The sequence below is a fragment of the Rhodococcus pseudokoreensis genome (genome assembly GCF_017068395.1).
In the GTDB taxonomy this organism is placed as follows: Bacteria; Actinomycetota; Actinomycetes; order Mycobacteriales; family Mycobacteriaceae; genus Rhodococcus_F; species Rhodococcus_F pseudokoreensis.
In genome coordinates this window covers 8,054,709-8,075,016 of record NZ_CP070619.1, presented here as the reverse complement: position 1 = coordinate 8,075,016, position 20,308 = coordinate 8,054,709, and the positions used below count along the sequence as shown (strand labels likewise).

Genomic DNA, 20,308 nt, shown 5'->3' with positions numbered 1-20,308 from the left:
GGTGAAAGGCAGAGGGGCCCAGGGTGTTATGCGCGGTACCAGGCGGCGAGCTTCTCGAGCTCCTCGGCCACGAGCGCGGAGCGTCCGGCCAGGAACGGGTACACGTGCTGCTGGCCCTCCCCGATGGACAGCGTGACATCCACACCTGCCGCCCTGGCGCGCTCCTCCACGCGGGTGGCGTTGTCGAGGAGCGACTCGACGCTGCCGGCCGTGACATACAGCCGCGGGAAACCGGTGAAGTCGGCATGTAGCGGATTCGCCAGCGGGGTCGTCGGGTCGACGGTGCCCCCGAGGACGCCCGCGATCATGCCTTCGAGCAGTTCCGGGGTGATCAGGGCGTCGGTGTCGTTGTTGGTGGCGAGCGTCTCGCCCTTGTTCTCCATGTCGAGCCACGGGGAGAAGGCGATGACCCCGCCGGGACCCTGCTTGCCCTGTTCCCGGAGTGCGAGGGCGATGGTGATGGCGAGGTTGCCGCCGGCCGAATCGCCGATGGTGGTGATGTCGCGCGAGGCGATGCCGGATGAGACGAGCGCATCGAACGCGGCCACCCCGTCCTCGACCTGGGCAGGGTGCTGGAATTCGGGGGCGCGGCGGTAGTCCAGCACAAAGCTCACGCAGCCGAGGGCCTTGGCGACGTGAGCGGCGAGCTTGCGGTGGCTGGACGCCGATCCGACGGCGAATCCGCCGCCGTGCGTGTAGAGGAGCACCTTCGACGTGTCCGCTCCCAGCGGCAGGCACCAGATGCCCGGGACTCCGCCGACGGTGTCCTCGCGGTATGTCACGCCCTCCGGCTCGGCGGTCGGCTGGTGCCACTCGTCGAACATGGAACGGAACAGGCGCATCGTCAGGTCCGGCGTCGCCGCCATGATCTGGGACCAATCGGCGTAGAGGTCGCGCAGAACGTCCCGGCCCTCGGCATCGACATCGGCACAGGTGACGCCGGACTGTTCGGAGATGTTGGTGGTCATGATTGCCTTCGATTCGGTTTCGGACCAGGTGGGCTGATGCCTCGTCCGTGTTCTGTGTGCTACTTGCCGCTGCCGCCCCGATGTGATGGCCGCCACGGCTCCTGAATCAAACGTAGAAGGATGTTCCGATTCACCTGTGTTCCGATGTGAAACACTTCGCCCCGCGTGCTTGTGCACATGATGAGGGGACACCTGACAGCCCACCCCACCCCGAACGAGGCACTCCCCCATGCACGCATTCGCCGTCCTCCCCGATGACAGCACGATCCACCACCTGGATATCCCGACCCCCGTCCCCGAGGGCAGGCAGGTCCTGGTGAAAGTCACGCGGGCAGGTGTCTGCCATACCGATACCCACCTGCGGACCGGCGGATACGACTTGGGCAGCCGCGGGCTGATGAACCTGAAAGATCGCGGTTTCGAGTACCCGATGGTGCTCGGTCACGAGGTGGTCGGCATCGTCGAACAGGTGGGTGACGACGTCGAATCCGTTCGCCCGGGCAACGTGCGACTGATCTACCCGTGGATCGGCTGCGGCGAATGCCGCCACTGCCGCGACGGCAGCGACAACCGTTGTGCTGCGGGACGACACTTGGGTGTGGCCCGCCACGGCGGCTACGCCGAATACATCCTCGTCCCCGACGAGAAATACCTCGTGGACATCGACGGTATCGACCCGAGCTGGGCTGCCACCCTGGCTTGTTCGGGCCTGACCGGCTACAGCGCCGTGGACAAAATACTTCCCCTCGAACCGGACGAGCCGGTCGTCTTGTTCGGCGCAGGAGGCCTCGGCCTCACTGCCATCGCGCTACTTCGCGCCCGGGGGCACCGCAACATCTGCGCGGTCGACGTCGCGGAGCGGAACCTCGCCCTGGCCCGGAACTTGGGCGCATCGAGCACGGTCCTCTCCGGGCCCGGCACCGGGGCGAAAGACATCCGACGGGTGATCGGCGGACCCGCGAGTGCCGTCATCGACTTCGTCAACAACGGCGCCACGGCCACGTCGGCTTTCGAGGTTCTGTCCAAGGCCGGGCACATGGTCCAGGTCGGGCTCTTCGGCGGCGAAGTCACCATCCCGACAGCGCTGCTGGCCCTGCGAATGATCCACATCGAAGGCAGCTTCGTGGGAACACTCTCGCAGCTGCAGGACCTCGTACGGATCGCGCAAAGTGGAAAGCTGCCTCGCATCCCGGTCGTGGAACGGGCGCTGTCCGCAGAGGCGGTCTCCGGCGCCCTGGACGACCTCGCCACCGGGGCCGTCGCTGGACGCATCGTCTTGACTGCTTGACACTGGGAGGGTGATGGAAAAGTCACGCCGCGAGGACGAGGTCCGGAGCGCCCGCGAACTGCTGATCGCGCAGGGGCTGGTCCGGGCTTCCGTTCCAGCGTCCCTCGTCGCCGAGGAGATCGAGCAGAGCTGGCGTCGCTCGGTCTCGCATCGCGTAGATCCCGGGTCCGGACCCCACATTCTGGGGGAAATCGACCCGGACAGCGCCATCCTGCGCGCCGCAGGCCGGATCCTGGACCAGTGGCAGACCAACCTCACCGACTCGCGGATGACCCTCTTCCTGGCCGACGAGGACGGGCGCATCGTTTCCCGCCGCATCGTCGATACCCAGGACGAGCGGACACTGGACCAGGCCAACGCGGTGGAAGGTTTCGACTTCTCCGAACAATCCCTGGGCACCAACGGGCTCGGCACCCCGATCGAATCACGCGGGATCGTATTCGTGCGCGGCACCGAGCATTTCAACGATGCCCTCGCACAACTGGCGTGCGCCGGTGCTCCGATCAAGCACCCCATCACCGGGCGAATCGTGGGCTCCCTGTCCATCGCCTCCCACATCGACGTCGCCAGCCCTTTGATGGTCGCGATGGTGCGGCAGGCCGGACACGAGATCGCCGAAGCGCTGGAGCTGATGGCCGATTCCCGGGACCTCGAACTGGCGCGCACCTACCGGCTCTTCCGGTCCTCGCGGCACCCGGTTCTGGTCATGAACTCGGAAACAGTCATGACGGACCTACCCGCTCTCGCCCACTTCGACGCGGAGTCCCACGCCGAACTGTGGGAAAAGCTACGCCGCCACCGCTGGGATCAGGACGAACTGCAGGTCGAGTTGCCCACACTCGGCGCCGAGGCCCTGGTGCGGCGCCTCGGCCGCGCCGGTCAGGACTCGATCTTCGCGCTGGAGTTCACTGCGCAGGCCGCAACGGCCGCCTCCGGACAGGTGTCCGTCACCCACAACCCGGACAGTGCGGCCGCACCCGCCGGCGGCGTTGCGCCGGACGGTGTGGCGTCCCATCGGACCCGGCCGGACCCGTACGGCGACGTGCAACGGCAACTGACCACGTCCGCCGATGTCGACGGGCTCATTCGCGTCGTCGGAGGCCCCGGCACCGGCAAACGCCACCAGGCAACGAGGTGGCTGCGCCACCACACCAACCAGGAGCCCGAGGTCGTCACCGCCCCCGACCTCGTTGCGGATGACGCGGTCTGGGCCGGAGGGGAAGCCGCGTTGCGGGAAGGCCGCGGGGTCGTCGTGGTGGGAGGAGACGACCTCTCCGACGACCTGCGCGCGCGTCTCGAGGATTTCGCCAGGCTCCCGCGCCCCGGAGTCCCGGCGGTTGCCCGGATCATCGTCACCGAACGCACCGGCGATGCAGACAGCCCTCGAGATGGAACAGAAACCGTTCCGGCCGCGGTATGCGTTCCCTCCCTAACTGAACTGCGCGAGGAGCTTCCCGACATCGTGCGCGCGGTCGCGGCCGAACTGTTCCCCGGCGCGCCGGCACTACGGCTCTCCCCCGCTGCGCTCCAGTGCCTGCTGGCCTGGCACTGGCCCGGCAACATCGCCGAGTTGGCCCGGCTCCTCACTGATCTCCCTTATCCGGTTCGCAGCGGCCTGATCCAGACCAAGGACCTGCCCGCCCACATGCGACAGACGGCATGGTCCTCGCTGAGTCGCTACGAGCAGGCGGAGCGCGAGACGATCGAAGGCGCCCTGCGCGAAGCCGGCAACAACAAGGCGCGCGCCGCCAAGATTCTGGGCATCGGCCGGACCACCTTGTACCGCAAGATGCGGGCCCTGAAAATCAATGCCGACGAACGAATGATCGCACCCGGTCCGTGACCTCAGGGCATTCAGAGATGTTCGGCGTGCAATCGACCCATCAGTTCTGCACATCTCGTACCGCCGAGCAATTCTGCGGGAGTCTTCGACGTCTCGCGCATTCCGATAACCGCGATCGCACCGATTCCGGTGGCAATCGCACCGAAGAACGCCACCGGAAGCCAGCCCGACGGGCCCGCGCCGAGGAGCAGGGCGGCGATCAGCGGAGCGAATCCTGCAAGGAGGTTACCGATCTGGTTGCTGACGGCCATTCCCGTGAATCGGACGGGTGCGGGGAATTGCTCGGCGAAGAACGAAGTCCACACGCCGTTGTAGCAGCTGAAGAACACTGACATGTTGACGAACGCGAAGATCGCGATCACCAAGATATTCGTTGTCGAGATCGCCCACAGGTACGCGAAGATACTGAGCGCACCGCCGACGGCGCCGATCAGCATCGTTCGCTTCCGGCCGATGACGTCGGAGAGGTAGCCGGCTGCAGGGATGGTGATAATCGACAACGCTATTGCTCCGGAGATGATGGCGAGCATCGCACCCCGATCCACCCCGACCGAGGTGGCGTACGAAAGGCTGAACACAGCGAACAAGGTTTGCATCGACGCGATCAGCGATGCTCCGGCGACACGGATCACGTCGCGCCAGTGATACTTGATCACGTCGTTCAGCGGCCGCTTCCGGACTTCGCTTCCCTCTTTCGCTTCGGTAAACGCCGGAGTTTCGTCCAAATGGCTCCGCACGTAATAAGTGATGACGACGACCACGGCGCTGAGCCAGAAAGGAATTCTCCAGCCCCAGGTGTACAGCAGGTCGTGGGGCAGCATCGCGACCGGGAGAAACACGACGGTCGCCAATGAGCAGCCGACGGCGTAGCCGACCATCACGAAACTGGTGAAGAATCCCCGGCGTCCGACCGGGGAATGCTCCACGGTCAACGTCGACGCTCCCGCCGATTCGGCTCCCGCGGAGAATCCCTGGACGATGCGGAGGGCGACGAGGAGTACCGGGGCGAGAAGGCCCAGCTGTTCATATGTCGGAAGGCATCCGATGGCGAAGGATGCGACACCCATCATCACGACGGTGGCCAGCATGACGCGTTTACGGCCGAGTCGGTCGCCGAAGTGTCCCATCACCACCGCGCCGACAGGTCGGGCCACGTACCCCACAGCGAATGTCGCGAACGATGCGATGAGCGCAACAGTGGGATCGCCGGAGGGAAAGAACAACACGTTGAAGACCAGAGCGGCTGCGGCGCCGTACACGAAGAAGTCGTAGTACTCCAGCGCGCTACCGAGGAGCGCGGCCGTCGCAGCGCGGCGGGGAGTCATCGCGGGCGGCGACGATGTTGCAGTTGTCATGCGATTCTCCTGAAACGGACTGAGTGGGAGCAGGGCCACGGGCGGAAGGAATTGTGATGGCCGCCACGGTGTGCGGACCAAACGTAAAGGCATGCTCCATCCGACTCCTGTTCCGATGTGAAACACTGCAGGCTCATCCCCGGTGTGCAGAGGGGTCGAGTTCGCCTTTGGCAAGCGATGATTCGTAGGCGGTCCGGCCAATCGTGATGCCGCGGCGGCGAGGTGTTCCGCTTTGGAACACCGAAAGTCCACGGAACTGACCGATCCTGAAGGAGCTACTTTCAGCCCGGTGTACCCCAGCCCGCTGGAGCCGTGTGCTGACGCTCGGTTGATATTCAGGAGAGACGACGTGACTGCCATTGTGACCAGTGATCCGACGATCCAGTTGGACGACGACGATTTCCGCGACATTCTGGCCCACACCCGGGGGTTCGTGCGGAACGTGGTGGTTCCGCGCGAGCAGGAGATCGACGAGACCGACACCGTCCCCGCCGAGATCCGCACCGCGGCCAAGGACATGGGCCTGTTCGGGTTCGCCATCCCCCAGGAATGGGGTGGTCTGGGGATGAACCTGATCCAGGACGTCGAGCTGGCGATGGAGTTGGGATACACGACACTCGCCCTGCGGTCGATGTTCGGTACCAACAACGGCATCGCCGGCCAGGTGCTGGTCAATTACGGCACCGACGAACAGAAGGCGAGGTGGCTCGAGGACATAGCGTCCGGCGACGTCGTCGCCTCGTTCGCTCTCACCGAGACCGGCGCGGGCTCGAACCCCGTCGGCCTGCGTACGAAAGCGGTGCGGGACGGCGACGACTGGGTGCTCACGGGTGAGAAACGGTTCATCACGAACGCCCTGATCGCGAATCTGTTCCTGGTGTTCGCCCGTACCAGGCCCGCCGACGGTGACGGCCTCGGAGTCGCCGTGTTTCTCGTTCCGTCCGATGCTCCCGGTGTGCAAGTGGGCAGCAAGGACCGCAAGATGGGGCACGCCGGGTCGACGACGGCGACCGTGCATTTGGACGCCGTGCGGGTGCCGTCCTCGGCGCTGGTCGGTGGCAGAGAAGACGTCGGCTACCGCGCGGCCCTGGCGTCGCTGGCCCGCAGCCGGGTGCATGTCGCGGCGCTGGCGGTCGGGCACGCGCAGCGCGCGCTCGACGAGTCCGTCACCTACGCCGCGACCGCGACCCAGCACGGCAGCGTGATCGGTGATTTCCAGCTGGTGCAGGCGATGATCGCCGACCAGCAGACCGGCGTCATGGCCGGGCGAGCCCTCGTCCGCGACGCCGCCCGCGCCTGGGTCGAGCAGACCGACCGACGCGTCGCCCCGTCGGTCGCGAAGGTGTTCTGCACCGAGATGGCCGGCAAGGTCGCCGACCTTGCCGTGCAGATTCACGGCGGCAGCGGATACATGCGCGAGGTCGCCGTCGAACGCATCTATCGGGACGTCCGCCTGCTGCGCCTGTACGAGGGCACCAGCGAGATCCAGCGCCTGATCATCGGTGGCGGCCTGGTCAAGCAGGCCCGCAACACCGCAGTCGGGCAACGATGAGCGAACCGATCCGGGAATGCCCCTCCACGCGCAGGGAAGCGCTCACACCCGATTCCGGTGACTGGTGGGCGCGCGCCGCGTGCCGTGATGCCGAACTGGCGGTGTTCTTCTCGCCTGACGATGAACGCGGCCACGCCCGCGACCGACGCGAAGCGCAGGCGCTGCAGATTTGTATGCCCTGCCCTGTGCTCGTGCAATGCCGCGACCACGCGCTCGCCGTGGGTGAACCCTACGGTGTCTGGGGTGGCATGACCGAAGGGGATCGACGAAAGCGCACCCGACGACTCCGCGGTCAGCGTCGGCCGCTCGAATCCTGCGTGCGCACACCATGAACCTCGGATTGAACGGCAAGCGCGCGATCGTGACCGGCGGGAGCCGCGGCATCGGATTTGCGGTTGCCACGACGCTCGCCGCGGAGGGCGCCGACGTCGCCCTCGCCGGGCGTGACCTGGCGGCGCTCGAACGGGCGGCGGCCACGATCGCATCCGTCCCGCTCCGGGGTTGGCCGCACTCACCGACGCGGAGATCCGCGAGCAGTTCGAGACGAAAGTGCTCGGATACCTGCGCTGCGCTCGCGCGGTCGCACCGCACATGATCGACGGTGGATGGGGTCGCATCGTGAACATCGCCGGGCTCAACGCCCGCCAGGCCAATTCCATCGCCGGTTCCATTCGCAACGTCTCCGTCGCGGCCATGACGAAGAACCTGGCTGATGAGCTCGGCCCGGCCGGGGTCGGAGTCACAGTGGTGCATCCGGGAATCACCGTCACCGAACGCACCCCGACACTGCTGGCTGACCTCGCCGCCCGCGAAGGATCCACCGCCGATCAGATCGCCGACCAACTCGGTGCCGCCACCAGCATCGGGCGGCTCGTCACCGCCGCGGAGGTAGCCGACGTCGTGGTCTTTCTGTGCTCGCCGCGCAGCGTCGCCGTCACCGGCGACGCTGTTGCCGTCGGTGGCGGAGCACGCGGAGCCATCTACTACTGATGTCCGGCATCCTCGGTGTGGGATGGGTGGAATAGGCCAGCACAGACTGGTCGGCCGGAGACGTTCACGACGCTCCCAGCGGAGCCGACTCACCCACGGGGACCGACAACCACGCGCGGATCGCGTCGGATCCGCTGTCGAGGGCGGGCGGTGGCACGTCGTGGCTCGCGGGCGTGCGGGAGAACTCGAGGGGATGCCGCACGGTCGGCATCGCGTCCGGCCCGCTGCCGATGGTCACGACCGGATCGAGGCCCAGCTCGCGCGCGGACTGGACACCCCCGGCGACGTCCTGGATCGGGGCGACGGGCACGCGGCAGCCCCGCAACCGGGCGAACCACTCCGTGGACGTACTCGCGCGCAACGCCTCTTGCAGAAGCGGGCGCAACTCCGCCCGGTTGACGCTGCGCGCGGACGCCTCCGCGAACCGCGGGTCCACCACGAGTTCGGGTCTGCCGATCTCGTCGCAGAATCGGCGGAACTGGCCGTCGTTACCGACCGCGACGATCAGTTCACCGTCGGCGGTGGGGAACGGTTCGTAGGGGTAGATGCTCGGGTGCTCGTTGCCGATGCGGGTGGGCACGACCCCGGCCACCGCGTAGGCGCCCGTCTGGTTCACCATCGCCGACAGCGCCGACGACATCAGATTGGCCTCGACCCGCTGTCCCAGCCCGGTTCGTTCGCGGTCGTGCAGGGCGGCGACGATTCCGACGCAGGTGTGCAGTCCGGTCATCACGTCGAAGACGGCGATCCCGCTGCGGTAGCCCTCGGTGTCGGGGCTACCGGTGATGCTCATCAGACCCGACATCCCCTGCACCAGAAGGTCGTAGCCCGGCAGGTCGGCCCCGCCGCGGCGGCCGAACCCGGTGACGGACGCGTAGATCAGTCCCGGGTTGCCCGCGGAGACGGACTCGTAGTCGAGGCCGAACCGGTCGAGGTCGCCGGGCTTGAAATTCTCGACCAGGACGTCGGCTCGGTGAATCAACTCCTGCACCACCGCCCGGTCGTCGGGGTCCCGGAAGTCGAGCCTGATGGAGTGTTTGTTCCGGTTCAGGGAAAGGTAGTAGGTGCTGTCGTCGCCGTGGACCGGGGGCTTCCAGTTCCGGGTCTCGTCGCCGTCGGGACCTTCCACCTTGACGACAGTCGCGCCCATGTCGGCCAGGAGCATCGTGCAGTACGGTCCGGCGAGTACGCGGCTCAGATCGGCGACGACGAGTCCGGCGAGCGGTCCCGTCGGGCGGCGGCCGAAGAAGTCGTCCCACTGAGTGGTGCCCGCTCTGTGCGTTTCGAAGTTCATATCGTTCCTGTCTGAGCAATAATTCGGGTATGGAGTTGCATCACATTCGGGCGTTCCTGGCGGTGGCCGAAGAGCTGCATTTCGGCCGGGCGGCTGCGCGGCTGCGCATCTCTCAGCCGCCGCTGACCCGCGCTATACAGCAGCTCGAGCACGAGCTGGGGACTGCATTGTTCGACCGCTCGACGCGGCGGGTGGCGCTGACGCCGACGGGGCAGGCTCTGCTGGAGCCGGCCGCCGACGTGGTGGCCGCGTGCCGCCGGGTCGAGTCGGTGGCCCAGGCGGCCGGTAAGGGCACGATCGGCCGTGTGCGGGTGGCATACGCGGGTGCGTCGACACACGTACTGGTCGGCAAGCTGGCCAAGCAGATGCGGGCGGAGTTTCCCGGAATTCAGCTCGAGCTCTACAGCTCCAACTTCGCCCTGCCTGCACTGGACAAGGTGATCGACGGTTCGATGGAAATCGGTTTGGGGCGATGGGATTTCATTCCCGCCGGCATCGCCTCGACAACGATGGTGGCCGAGCAGCTGGTCATCGCGGTGCCGGAGGGCCATCCCCTGGCCGGCGAGGACACGATTGCGATGGCACAGCTGGCCGGTGAGCCGTTCGTGTGCCTGCCGCCGTACGCGGGGTCGGTGCTCACCGACAGGTTGCACCGCCTGTCGCATCGCGCCGGTTTCGCGGTGGAACCCGCTCAGATCGCACCGGAGTCGTGGACGCTGCTGTCGCTGGTGGCCGCCGGGATCGGCGTTGCGCTCACGTTGTCGACGATCGCGGAGAACGTCGTGCAACCGGGAGTGGTGTTCGTGCCGCTGTCGGACGATGTCGAACCGGTGGCGCTGAAGATGGTGTGGCGCGAGGACACCGCCGGCCCCGGCACGGCGAGCGTGCTGGAGGCGGCGCGGTCACTGGTGTCCGGGTAACGCCGACAACACTATCCGTCCGGGCACACCACCCTCCGCGAGGCTGGCGAGCGCACCGCTGACGCCTTCGAGGGTGAGCTCGCCGGGGAGGATCGGCGGCCGCGGCAGCGTGTCCTTCTTGGCGATCTGCACCAGCTGCTTCAGTTCGTCGAGTGTGCCGACGTAGCTGCCCTGCACGGTGAGGAGCTTGAGCGGCATCAGCACGGTCGGTACGACCATCTCGCCGCCGAACAGGCCGATCTGCACGAGTGTTCCGCCCTTGGCCAGCGCGTCGAAGGCGATCGCCGCTGTCTGGGTGTTGTTCACGACGTCGATGACGGCGTCGACCGGGCCACCGCACACCGACATCAGGTCGGCCGCGGGATTCTCTCCGTCCGAGACGAGGGTGGTTCGCGCCCCCGTTTCCGTTGCGATCGCGAGGTTGGCCGGGTCGATGTCCACCGCGCAGATGTTGCGGTGTCCCAGCGCGGCGAGAATGCCGACGACCGTCAGCCCGACGCCCCCGGCACCGATCACCGCGACGGGCGCCTCCGGCGGCAGGGGTAGCACCTTGTTCGCGGCGCTGAACGCGGTGAGGCCGGAACAGGCCAGTGTCGCAGCCCAGCTCGGGTCGAGTCCGGCGATGTCTATCAAGTATTTCTCGTCCGGAACGGACACGACTTCGGCATACCCGCCGTGCCGGTTCACGCCGAGCGATCGGCCGGACGTGCAGTAGTTCTCCTGCCCGGCCTCACACCGGTGGCATCGTCCACAGCCGATCCAGGGGTAGACCAGGCGCACGTCGCCGATCTCGACATCGTGCACGTCGGGGCCGACCGCCTCGACGCGGGCGACGATCTCGTGCCCGAGTACCAGCGGATAGGGAATCCCGCGGTCGGTGAGCCGCAGCCGGCCGCGCCGCCCGAGGTCGTAGTACCCCTGCTGCAGATGCGTGTCGGTGTGGCAGACCCCGGAATGCAGGACACGCAAACGAACCTCGCGTCCTTCCGGTTCCTGCGCCGGCACATCGATCTGCCGTACGACGGTGTCGTCTTCCATGACCGCGAAGGCGTGCATGGTGAGCTCCTTTCGAGCCTCGGTGAATGCGTCTGGAGTCACATCGTGCCTACCGCACCCGATGAAGGGAAATACCCGATTGGTAGCACATTGTTCCCTTTTGGGTAACAATTGGTCAGCGTGCAGGTGGAGCACCATATTTGCAGCTAGAGGCTGATTCGGTGTTGCGAAACGGGACACCTTTTCGCCGTAAAGAGGGTGTAAACCTGACAGATCAGGCACCTCTATTCCTGATTGTTCCGCGTATCGGCACAGGTGTCGTCCCGCCGATGCCCGGCTCGTCCGCCGACCTCCAGTGCAAGGAGCATTCGTGACCATCGCCGTCAGCCCCAGCCCCGATACCCGAACGACCGCCGAGCTTCGCGGTCACCTCGTCCCCCGAACCCTCTTCATCGACGGCCGCTGGGTGGACACGGATTCCACATTCGACGTCGTCGACCCCGCAACGGGCGAGGTCATCGGGTCCGTCGCCGATGGCCGGTCCGAGCATGCCGCGGCCGCCCTCGACGCCGCCTCCGCGGCCCAGGCCGACTGGGCCGCGGTGTCGCCGCGCGCCCGTGCCGAACTCCTGCACTCCGCCCACGACGTCATGAAGTCGCACGCGGACGCCTTCATCGATGTCCTCACTTTGGAAAGCGGCAAGCCGCGAACCGAATCCGCCGGCGAGTTTCATCTCTCCACACAGTTCCTGCGCTGGTTCGCCGAGCAAGCGGCACACGTGCACGGAAGCTACTCCCCCGCCTCGGCCGGCGACTTCCGCATCATCACCCGACAGGACCCCATCGGCCCGAGCCTGCTCATCACACCGTGGAACTTCCCGCTGCTCATGCCGGCACGCAAGATCTCTGCCGCACTCGCCGCCGGATGCACGACCGTCGTGAAGTCGGCGGGTCTGACCCCCTTCACCGCCGCCCTGATGACCCAGGTGTTCGCCGAAGCCGGATTTCCGCCGGGCGTGGTCAACCTGATCCACACCACCACGTCGGGTGAGGTGTCGTCGGCGCTGATGGCCGACCCGCGGCTGCGGAAGGTCAGCTTCACCGGGTCCACGGGCGCGGGACGGGTCCTGCTCGGCCAAGCCGCCCAGAACATCATGGGAACGTCGATGGAGCTCGGCGGCAACGGCCCGTTCCTCGTCCTCGACGACGCCGACGTCGACGCTGCTGTCGAGCATGCGATCGTCTGCAAGTTCCGCAACGCCGGCCAGGCGTGCGTCGCGGCGAACCGCATCATCCTGCAGTCCGGTATCGCCGACGAGTTCACCGCGAAGTTCGTCGCGGCCACACGCGCGCTGGTCGTGGGGAACGGATTCACCGACGGTGTGGACGTCGGCCCCATGATCAGCGGGAAGCAGCGGGCGGAGGTCCACGCGGACGTCACCGACGCGGTCGCCGGTGGCGCCGAACTGCTCACCGGCGGCGCTGTGGTGGACGGTCCCGGCTACTTCTACGAGCCGACCGTACTGCGGTTCTCGGGCACGACCCATCCGCTGGCGTGCAAGGAGCTGTTCGCGCCCGCCGCGACGCTGTTCACCGTCGACACCGTGGACGAGGCCGTCGCGTTCGCCAATGACACCGACATGGGTTTGGCCGCGTACGTGTTCACTCGCGATCTCTCCCGGGCCATGTCGGTCGCCGAGCGGCTCGAGTCCGGCATGGTCGGGGTCAACCGGGGCGTGATGTCCGACCCGGCGGCTCCGTTCGGCGGCATCAAGAACTCGGGGCTCGGCCGCGAGGGCGGCCACGACGCACTGCACGAGTTCCTCGAGACGAAGTACATCGCACTCACCGTGTGATCCACGACGACGAGAGGCGGACCGGGATTTCCGGTCCGCCTCTCGGTGTCCGCAGTTCAGCCTGCGGCCGCCGCTTCGAGACGCGCGGACACCTGCGGGATGACCTTGTTCGCGATGTATTCGATGCGGGCGGAACCCGACTCGACCGGCTCACCGGGCAGCTGCGCCCAGACGTGGATGTCCCGGATCTGCGGGCACGCCTGCACCATGGCGACGAACTCGTCGACCGCCGTGTCCGCGTCCAGCAGTCGGTACGTTCCGGCCGCGAGAACGGCGTCGGGATCCGCGAACAGCGGTGTCGACTCGGGCGGACCGAACGCGCCGTGCGCAATGTAGCGGTTGAGTTGGTAGAGGGCCCGCTCCCCGACCTCGGACCACACCTTTTCCGGATCGTCCGCGATGATCGCCCACTGGCTGGCATAGATCCGGGCGTCGTCGATCGATCGTCGGTGCCGTTGCACTGCGTCGAGGTACACCCGGTGGTCGTCGTTCTTGAGGGTGATCAGTCCGTCGGCGAGTCGCGCTGCGCGGTCGATCCCGCCGGCGGACTGCGCACCGATCAGCAGCCGTGGCGCGGATTCCGGCACCGGCGTGACCGCGAGGGCCGGGAGCGTGAAACGTCGCCCCTGGTAGGGCGTCACGCTTCCGGACCACGCCCGGCGCATCACATCGATGCTCTCTTCGAGCAGGCTGGTGCGCTGCGCGACCTTGCGGCCGAACGCCTCGAACTCCTCCACGTGATAGCCGAGACCGACGCCGAGCTCGAAGCGGCCGCCCGTCATCAGTGACAGCGCTGCGGAGTCCTCGGCGACACGAACCGGGTCGTGTAGCGGTGCGACGAGGATGTTCGTCCCGATGCGCATCGACGACGTTGCCTGACCGACCGCGCCGGCAATGACCAGTGGCGATGACGCGTACGCGTCGTCGGCGAAGTGATGCTCACTGAGCCAGACCGACCCGAAACCGAGCTGCTCGGCCCACCCGATCTGGGCGAGCGTCTCCCGGTAGAGGGCGCCGGCCGGCTGTTCCCAGCGGGGCGGGTTGCGGAAGTCGTACCACAGGCCGAAGCGTGGAACCGGTTGTGCCATGTTTCCTCCTAGCCAGGAGAGGTGAACGGGCGGCGGCCGGCTCGCGGCCGCCGCCCGGCGTGGTTGTCAGGAAAGGCCGAGCTTCGGCCGCAGCCACGCGGCGATGCGAGCGATGGCGTCATCCGCCTCGGGTGCCCGGCCGGCACAGAAGTGGAAGACGTGCTGCTGCTCGGGGACGACGTCGAGCACGGTTTCGATCTCCGCCTTCTCCGTGAGCTCGGCGAGTCGACGCGCATCGTCGAGCAGGGTCTCGTGACCACCGACGCTGATGTACACCGGCGGGAAGCCGGTGTAGTCGGCGAGGAGCGGGTTCGCGAACGGGTCGGTCGCGTCCCCGGGACCGGAGAGGAAGCTGTCGATCATGCCCTGCAGCACTGCGCGTTTCACCAGGGCGTCGGTTCCGTCGTTGGTGTCGAGGGTCTCGCCGCTGAGTTCCATGTCGAGCCACGGCGACAGTGCGACGACCGCAGCCGGGAGGGGCTTGCCGAGCGCGGCCAGCTTCAACGGAGTCGAGACGGCGAGGTTGCCGCCGGCCGAATCGCCGACGTTCGCGATGTGTTCGGGTGTGAATCCCTGATCGAGCAGCCAACCGTGCACGGTCACCGCGTCGTCGATCTGCGCCGGGAACCGGTGCTCCGGGGCCCGGCGGTAATCGATCACGAGCGCCCGGGCACCGACGGCCTTCGCCAGGTGTCCGGCCAGTTTCCGGTGCGAATGCCGTGACCCGACGACGAAACCGCCGCCATGGGTGAACACGAGCACACGATCACTCGCGCCGTCGACCGGATCCGCCCACACCGCGGGCACGCCCGCCGCGTCGACCTCCTCGTAGGTGACGCCGGACGGTTCGATCGTGGCCAGGTGCCACTCCTCGAACAGGTCTCGCATCGTCGGCAGATCCATGCCGTCCATGCGGCCCAGCCACTCCGTGTACAGATCGCGGAGGAACAGTGACTGCGTGCTGGCCATGCGGTTGTCCTTTCGGAAAGGCCGACCCCGGCCACGATCGGATGTCGTGGCCCGGAGCCGGCAGAGGGGGTCGGGAGGGGTTCGCCGTATCAGGAGAGGACGAAGCCGGAGTAGCTCTCGGATGCACTGCGGCGCCAGTTGTCCAGGTACTGCGGCAGACCACCCGGGTACAGGAGCATCTGGCGCGGCTTGCCGGGAATGTTCGCGCCGACATACCAGGAGTTGGCCTTGTCGAACAGCGTCGGACCGACCAACTCGGTGACGTGGTCACGCCACGCGTTCTCGGCCTCGGCGGTCGCCTCGATACGCTGCAGACCCGCCTCGCGCATGTGCTCGAGCGTCTCGACGATCAGGTCGCCCTGGATCTCGGCGCAGGTCGGCCCGTTGCAGAAACCGGACGGACTGTGCGGGCCGTAGACGAACAGCAGGTTCGGGAATCCGGCGGTCGCAACACCCAGGTGGGCGCGCACCCCTTCGGACCACTTCTCGCGCAGCGTCTGCCCATCGGTTCCCTCGAGATCGATCGCGGTGATACCGCCGGTGGAGGCGTCGAATCCGGTGGCGAGGACGATGATGTCGAACTCCTGCTCGGTGTCCGAGGTGCGAATTCCCGTCTCGGTGACCGATTCGATCGGCGTCTCCCGCAGGTCCACCAAGTGAACGTTGTCCTGGTTGAAGATGTCGTAGAAATTCTGTTCGAGCGAGGGTCGTTTGACGCCGAGCGGATGTGCCGCCACTTCTGGTGCGAGCTTCTCGGCGAGAACGGGGTCCGCGATCCGCGCCCGCGTCTTGTCGCGCCAGAATGCATAGGCGGTGTCGTTCGCGGCCTGGTCGAAGAGGACGTCGTTGAACGTGCCCAGCCAGAACCGGAAACCGCCCTCTTCCCAAAGCTTCTCGTAGGTCTCGCGGCGCTCCTCCTCCGACACCTCGAGCGCGCTCTTCGGAAGGAAGTCGAAGTCGAAGCCGGAGAACGAGTCGATGCGGCGTGCGAACCGGTCCGACATCCCCTTCTTCAAGTCCGAGTGCGCAGCCGCGTCGAGCTGCTTCTGACGCATGGGGAGAGCCTGGATCGGGGTGCGCTGGAAGATGGTCAGCGACGCCGCATCCTTCGCGGCCTCCTGCGCGACCTGCACGCCACTGGCCCCGGTGCCGATGACCGCGACGCGCTTGCCGGTGAAGTCGAGGCCCTCCTGCGGCCACAGACCCGTGTGGTGGCACGGCCCGTCGAACCTGTCCAGGCCGTCGATCGGCGGGATGTACGGCTTGGAGCCGAATCCGGTGCAGAGCACCACATACCGGGCGGTCACCGTGTGACCGTCCGTCGCCCGGACCGTCCAGGTGTTGGCGTCGGCGTCGAAGACTGCGGATTCGACGCGGGTGTCGAAGCGGATGTCGCGGCTCAGGTCGAGCTTTCCGTCGACATGCTCGAAGTAGCGACGCAGTTCCTGCCATCCGGGGTACAGCTCGGTGTAGTCGAAGTCACGCCAGAGGTCTTCCCGGGCGTACTGGTAGATCGCGCCCTCGCTGTCGACCCGGGCACCCGGGTAGCAGTTCCAATACCAGATCCCGCCCAGACCCGCCCCTGCCTCGAAAATCTTCACGGAGAAGCCCAGCTTGCGCAGCCGGTCGAGCTGATGGAGACCGGCGAAGCCGGCCCCGACGACGAGAACGTCGAGCTCCTCGACTGCGGTGTCTGGGGTGTTCGTGTTCACGGTGTGCTCCCTTGCATCGGAATGCGAATGTGGTGGCCGGTCCTACCGGCGTTCTGTGATGCCCGCCACTGCGCGGTAGTTGTCGATTCTCGGGAACCGCAAGGGCATGTAGGTGTCCCACTTCGCGTCACCCGGACACCCCGGAGACACATCCGGCCCTGTGTACCGATGTGGAACACAGTGAGACGAATCACGACACATATCGTGAGGTAAACGGGCCGCAGGGCGCCGGCGACCGGAAAGAAGGGACGCGGATTCACATGACGGAAGAGACACCGTACGAGGCCCGCGTGCGTGAACCGTGGCCGGGTCGCCGCGACCCGAAGTCCGGCGCGGCGGCCCGCTCCGAAATCGTCACGTCGTGGCGGCGCAGCCAGCTCAGCGGCGTCGTCTCGGGGGCGGAAGACCTGCCGTTCAATCCCAATCTGAACCGGACCAGCCGACTCGTCACGGCGGCGACCCCGGTGATCGACCGACTCGCCGCCCACCTCGACGGCGGCGGTGCGACGATCGTGCTCGCGGACTCGAACGCGCAGATCATCGACCGGCGAGCCGGAGGTTCCACACTCGCCCGCGCGCTGGACAGGGCCATGGTCGCGCCGGGATTTTCCTATGCGGAGGAGCACGCGGGCACCAACGGGATCGGCAGCGTCATCGAGGGGCGGCGACCGATCATGGTCAGCGGCACCGAACATTTCCGCGAGAACCTGCAACAGTTCACGTGCGTGGGCGCGCCGGTGGTCAACCCGTTCACCAATTCGATCATCGGGGTCCTCGACGTCACGAGCCGCCTCAGCGACACCAGCGAACTGATGACGCCGCTCGTCGTCGCCGCGGCCCGGGAGATCGAAACTCGCCTACTCGCCGACTCCTCCCGCCGCGAGCAATTGCTGCTCGAACAGTTCCTTGCCCGCGCGAACCGGTCGTCGGCGGCGGTGGTCACCCTCAACGAGGACTTCATCATCACCAACACCGCCGCCTCTCGGCTGCTGGAGCCGACCGACCATGCGGTGCTGTGGAATTGGACCGCGCGAACAATGGGTTCCGGGGAGTACGCCGAGGGCGAATTGTGTGTCGGCGACGACGTCCCCGTCCGTGCACAGGCCCGGATGGTCCGCATGGACGACAAGAGCATCGGTGTGCTGATCGAACTCCGGGTGCATCACGACCTTCAGAAGGCGATCGCGCTGGCGCCGCCGAGTCCGGGCGTCACCCTCGCCGCACCCGGTGCAGCCGCGACACACGACCCGCTGGCGGGTCTTCCTCCCGGCCGCAGCGCGGTCTGGCAGCGCGCACGCCGCGAGATCGCATGCACGGCCGGGCTCGACGAGTCCGTACTGGTCACCGGTGAACCGGGCACCGGCAAACGCTGTGTCGCCGAGGCCCTCGTCGGCGGCCGCCCGTCCGCCGTCCTCGACGCGATGGCCGTCGACCGTGACCCCGCCGCGTGGATCTCGAAAGCCGAGGACGTACTGACCGACGGCGGCCACCTCGTCGTCACCCACATCGATGCGCTTCCGGTCCCGCTGTGCGGGTCCCTCATTGCACTGATGAAGGAATCGGCGGCTCGCGGCGGCCGCATTATTGCGACCGCAACACGCCTCGATTTCCGGGTCTCCCGGATCGGTGATCACTTTCCCGTCCGGTTGCACCTGCCGGCATTGCGCGAACGGCCGGAGGACCTCGCCGACATCGTCCCGTTCCTCCTCGACGGCCAGCCCACGCTACGACAGCGAATGCTCCCATCGACCCTGCAGGCGCTCATGGCACTCGCCTGGCCCGGCAATCTCCGGGAGCTACACATGGTGCTGACCTCGGCTGCCGTGCGGGCCAACGGTGTCGACCTCGCGCTGCAGCACCTCCCGTACGAGTACCGTGCCCCCAGTGCCGACCGCGAGCCGGCTGCGCTCAAACGCGCCGAGCGTGAAACGATCCTCGATGCTCTGTCCGTGAGTGCCGGGAACAAGAAGCGCGCAGCCGATCGCCTGGGCATCGCGCGGTCGACGCTCTACCGCAAGATGCGGGCACTCGGAATCGACGAGAAGCGTTGGGACACATGCGACACATGAAAGTGCCGCCGCGGGGTCAGCACGAACACCAGGCGGCCCGATGGCCGGGGCACCTCACGCCACGTGGGCGTCGCGCAGGTTCGCGGCCTCTTCGAGAAGGTCGGGGTCTGCGGTCAGTTCGTGGACCGCGCCGAACTCGGCGAGGATCGCGTCCCGGACCTGGTCGAGGGTGACGGCCGGGTTCAGGTCCGTGAGGGACGCCGCCGTGGCGGGGTCGAACTCCAACTCGAGGGCAGCGTTGACATCGGCGAGCACCGCCCGCACGGGATCCGAATCGGACACCACGAGTTCGAAGCCGAAGAGCCACGCGCCGGCGACTATTCGCTGCGCGGTCCCGGCTAACTTGACGCGGCCCGCGCCGTTCACCGTCCAATCACCGGGGCAGTACTCGCCGGGCACCGGTCCGATGCGAGCATCGACGCCGAGCGTCCTGAGCACGGCGACGACCCTCGGGGTGAGGCGCTGGAAGCGTGGCCGGGCCCCGACGATGCCCTCCGTGTCCGGGGAGAAGATCTCCACGACGAGAGTCTGCTCGTGGTATGCCGCCGCCCGGCCGCCTGCGCCCCGGACGAGCGGGGTGAACCCGTGGTGCCGCGCCGCCTCTGCCGCGGCCGGAAACTGCGGTCGAACAGCGTCCAACCGTCCGAACGACAACGTCCGTGTGGGACTGTAGATCCGCACCAGCGCAGACGCATTCGGATCTCGCCCCGTGCGCCGCAGCAGCGCCGAGGCAAACGCCGCGTCCATCACGGGATCATCCGGAAAATGCGTGGTCAGCAACTGCTCGATCGTCATCCTCGTCCCGCCGTTCCGCTCCGGAGTATCTCAGACATAGTCTGCACGGCGATCGGATTTCGCGGATACCCCCTCGGACGCACGGTCCGTGGCCCTACCCTGGACACGCCGTAATGCACTCCCACTGGACGTCTGCGCGCAGTGTGCAGGGCCAGCGCGTCGAGAGGTCGTCACGATGCTCCTCAGATCGAGTGTGGTCGTCTTGTCCTGTGCCATCGCCGCGGCGCTGTCCGCCTCCCCCGCCCAGGCCACGCCGTCTTCGGGGGTGACCGCACAGATTCTGTTCGAGACGACGGTGCCGGCGGTCGCGGGCAGTTCGGCGGGCACGGATCTGACGCTGCGGCGCATCGAGATCGCCCCCGGCGGCACGACGGGGTGGCACTACCACGACGGCCCGGTGTACGCCGTCGTCGAATCGGGTGTGTTGACCCGCACGCTGCAGGACTGCGCGACCGCGGTGACCACCGCCGGTCAGGCGATCACCGAGGACCACGGCAGCGATCACGTCCACGAGGGTTCCAATCTGGGAACGGAACCGCTGGTCCTGCTCGCGTTCTACACCGAACCGGAGGGCAAGCCCCTGTCCGAGGACGCACCGGCGCCGGCCTGCTGAC

16 protein-coding genes and 1 pseudogene are annotated in these 20,308 nt (G+C 67.2%); 9 read left to right on the top strand and 8 right to left on the bottom strand.

Features of this window, described 5'->3' with window-relative positions; genetic code table 11:
- Positions 1 to 26 precede the first annotated feature (26 nt).
- Positions 27 to 968 (bottom strand): alpha/beta hydrolase, encoded by a 942-nt coding sequence (locus JWS13_RS42175; RefSeq protein WP_206011017.1) that lies wholly within the window; start codon positions 966 to 968, stop codon positions 27 to 29.
- A 229-nt stretch (positions 969 to 1,197) separates the two neighbouring features.
- Here JWS13_RS42175 and JWS13_RS42170 point away from each other — a divergent pair, with 229 nt between their 5' ends.
- Both JWS13_RS42170 and JWS13_RS42165 read left to right on the top strand, forming a co-directional pair.
- Positions 1,198 to 2,256 (top strand): alcohol dehydrogenase, encoded by a 1,059-nt coding sequence (locus JWS13_RS42170; RefSeq protein WP_206011016.1) that lies wholly within the window; start codon positions 1,198 to 1,200, stop codon positions 2,254 to 2,256.
- 13 nt (positions 2,257 to 2,269) lie between these two features.
- On the top strand, positions 2,270 to 4,099 hold the full coding sequence (locus JWS13_RS42165) for a helix-turn-helix domain-containing protein (protein ID WP_206011015.1): 1,830 nt from the start codon (positions 2,270 to 2,272) through the stop codon (positions 4,097 to 4,099).
- Positions 4,100 to 4,110: 11 nt separating this feature from the next.
- Here the strand turns inward: JWS13_RS42165 and JWS13_RS42160 are convergent, their stop codons facing one another.
- Positions 4,111 to 5,454: an MFS transporter gene (locus JWS13_RS42160; protein WP_241032513.1), complete on the bottom strand. Its 1,344-nt coding sequence runs from the start codon at positions 5,452 to 5,454 to the stop codon at positions 4,111 to 4,113.
- A gap of 349 nt (positions 5,455 to 5,803) precedes the next feature.
- Between JWS13_RS42160 and JWS13_RS42155 the strand changes: the two genes are divergently transcribed.
- From JWS13_RS42155 to JWS13_RS42140, 3 genes and pseudogenes are all read left to right on the top strand, one after another.
- Positions 5,804 to 7,006 carry an acyl-CoA dehydrogenase family protein gene (locus tag JWS13_RS42155; protein ID WP_206011014.1) on the top strand — a complete coding sequence of 401 codons (1,203 nt, stop codon included), beginning with the start codon at positions 5,804 to 5,806 and terminating at the stop codon, positions 7,004 to 7,006.
- Positions 7,003 to 7,338, top strand: coding sequence for a WhiB family transcriptional regulator (locus tag JWS13_RS42150; protein ID WP_206011013.1), 336 nt, complete (start codon positions 7,003 to 7,005; stop codon positions 7,336 to 7,338). Before JWS13_RS42155 ends, JWS13_RS42150 begins: the two co-directional genes overlap by 4 nt.
- Positions 7,335 to 7,996, top strand: a pseudogene (locus JWS13_RS42140) (SDR family NAD(P)-dependent oxidoreductase). The gene JWS13_RS42150 and the pseudogene JWS13_RS42140 overlap by 4 nt, the downstream one beginning before the upstream one ends.
- Positions 7,997 to 8,060: 64 nt before the next feature.
- Here the strand turns inward: JWS13_RS42140 and JWS13_RS42135 are convergent.
- The gene (locus JWS13_RS42135) at positions 8,061 to 9,290 is read right to left on the bottom strand and encodes a CaiB/BaiF CoA transferase family protein (protein WP_206011010.1); all 1,230 of its coding nucleotides are present in this window, start codon (positions 9,288 to 9,290) and stop codon (positions 8,061 to 8,063) included.
- 29 nt (positions 9,291 to 9,319) lie between these two features.
- On the opposite strand from JWS13_RS42135, the gene JWS13_RS42130 reads away from it, so the two are divergent.
- Positions 9,320 to 10,210, top strand: a complete 891-nt coding sequence (locus JWS13_RS42130) for a LysR substrate-binding domain-containing protein (protein ID WP_206011009.1) — start codon at positions 9,320 to 9,322, stop codon at positions 10,208 to 10,210.
- On the opposite strand, the gene JWS13_RS42125 is transcribed toward JWS13_RS42130, so the two are convergent.
- Entirely contained in the window at positions 10,193 to 11,266 is a 1,074-nt protein-coding gene (locus JWS13_RS42125) for an alcohol dehydrogenase (RefSeq protein ID WP_206011008.1), read from the bottom strand. The two genes, JWS13_RS42130 and JWS13_RS42125, sit on opposite strands and share 18 nt — an antisense overlap.
- Before the next feature lie 316 nt (positions 11,267 to 11,582).
- Here JWS13_RS42125 and JWS13_RS42120 point away from each other — a divergent pair, with 316 nt between their 5' ends.
- On the top strand, positions 11,583 to 13,061 hold the full coding sequence (locus JWS13_RS42120) for an NAD-dependent succinate-semialdehyde dehydrogenase (protein WP_206011923.1): 1,479 nt from the start codon (positions 11,583 to 11,585) through the stop codon (positions 13,059 to 13,061).
- Positions 13,062 to 13,117: 56 nt separating this feature from the next.
- Here JWS13_RS42120 and JWS13_RS42115 read toward each other — a convergent pair whose 3' ends face one another.
- The 3 genes from JWS13_RS42115 to JWS13_RS42105 all read right to left on the bottom strand — a co-directional run bounded on the left by JWS13_RS42115 (position 13,118) and on the right by JWS13_RS42105 (position 16,830).
- The gene (locus JWS13_RS42115; RefSeq protein WP_206011007.1) at positions 13,118 to 14,149 is read right to left on the bottom strand and encodes an LLM class flavin-dependent oxidoreductase; all 1,032 of its coding nucleotides are present in this window, start codon (positions 14,147 to 14,149) and stop codon (positions 13,118 to 13,120) included.
- A gap of 66 nt (positions 14,150 to 14,215) precedes the next feature.
- Positions 14,216 to 15,118 carry an alpha/beta hydrolase gene (locus tag JWS13_RS42110; protein ID WP_206011006.1) on the bottom strand — a complete coding sequence of 301 codons (903 nt, stop codon included), beginning with the start codon at positions 15,116 to 15,118 and terminating at the stop codon, positions 14,216 to 14,218.
- A gap of 89 nt (positions 15,119 to 15,207) precedes the next feature.
- Positions 15,208 to 16,830 carry a flavin-containing monooxygenase gene (locus tag JWS13_RS42105; RefSeq protein WP_206011005.1) on the bottom strand — a complete coding sequence of 541 codons (1,623 nt, stop codon included), beginning with the start codon at positions 16,828 to 16,830 and terminating at the stop codon, positions 15,208 to 15,210.
- Positions 16,831 to 17,090: 260 nt separating this feature from the next.
- Here JWS13_RS42105 and JWS13_RS42100 point away from each other — a divergent pair, with 260 nt between their 5' ends.
- A complete protein-coding gene (locus tag JWS13_RS42100; RefSeq protein ID WP_206011004.1) occupies positions 17,091 to 18,899 on the top strand; it encodes a sigma-54-dependent Fis family transcriptional regulator in 1,809 nt (602 codons plus the stop codon).
- 54 nt (positions 18,900 to 18,953) lie between these two features.
- On the opposite strand, the gene JWS13_RS42095 is transcribed toward JWS13_RS42100, so the two are convergent.
- The gene (locus JWS13_RS42095; RefSeq protein ID WP_206011003.1) at positions 18,954 to 19,694 is read right to left on the bottom strand and encodes a lipoate--protein ligase family protein; all 741 of its coding nucleotides are present in this window, start codon (positions 19,692 to 19,694) and stop codon (positions 18,954 to 18,956) included.
- Between the two features lie 175 nt (positions 19,695 to 19,869).
- Here JWS13_RS42095 and JWS13_RS42090 point away from each other — a divergent pair, with 175 nt between their 5' ends.
- Positions 19,870 to 20,307, top strand: a complete 438-nt coding sequence (locus JWS13_RS42090; RefSeq protein ID WP_206011002.1) for a cupin domain-containing protein — start codon at positions 19,870 to 19,872, stop codon at positions 20,305 to 20,307.
- Position 20,308: the final 1 nt, after the last annotated feature.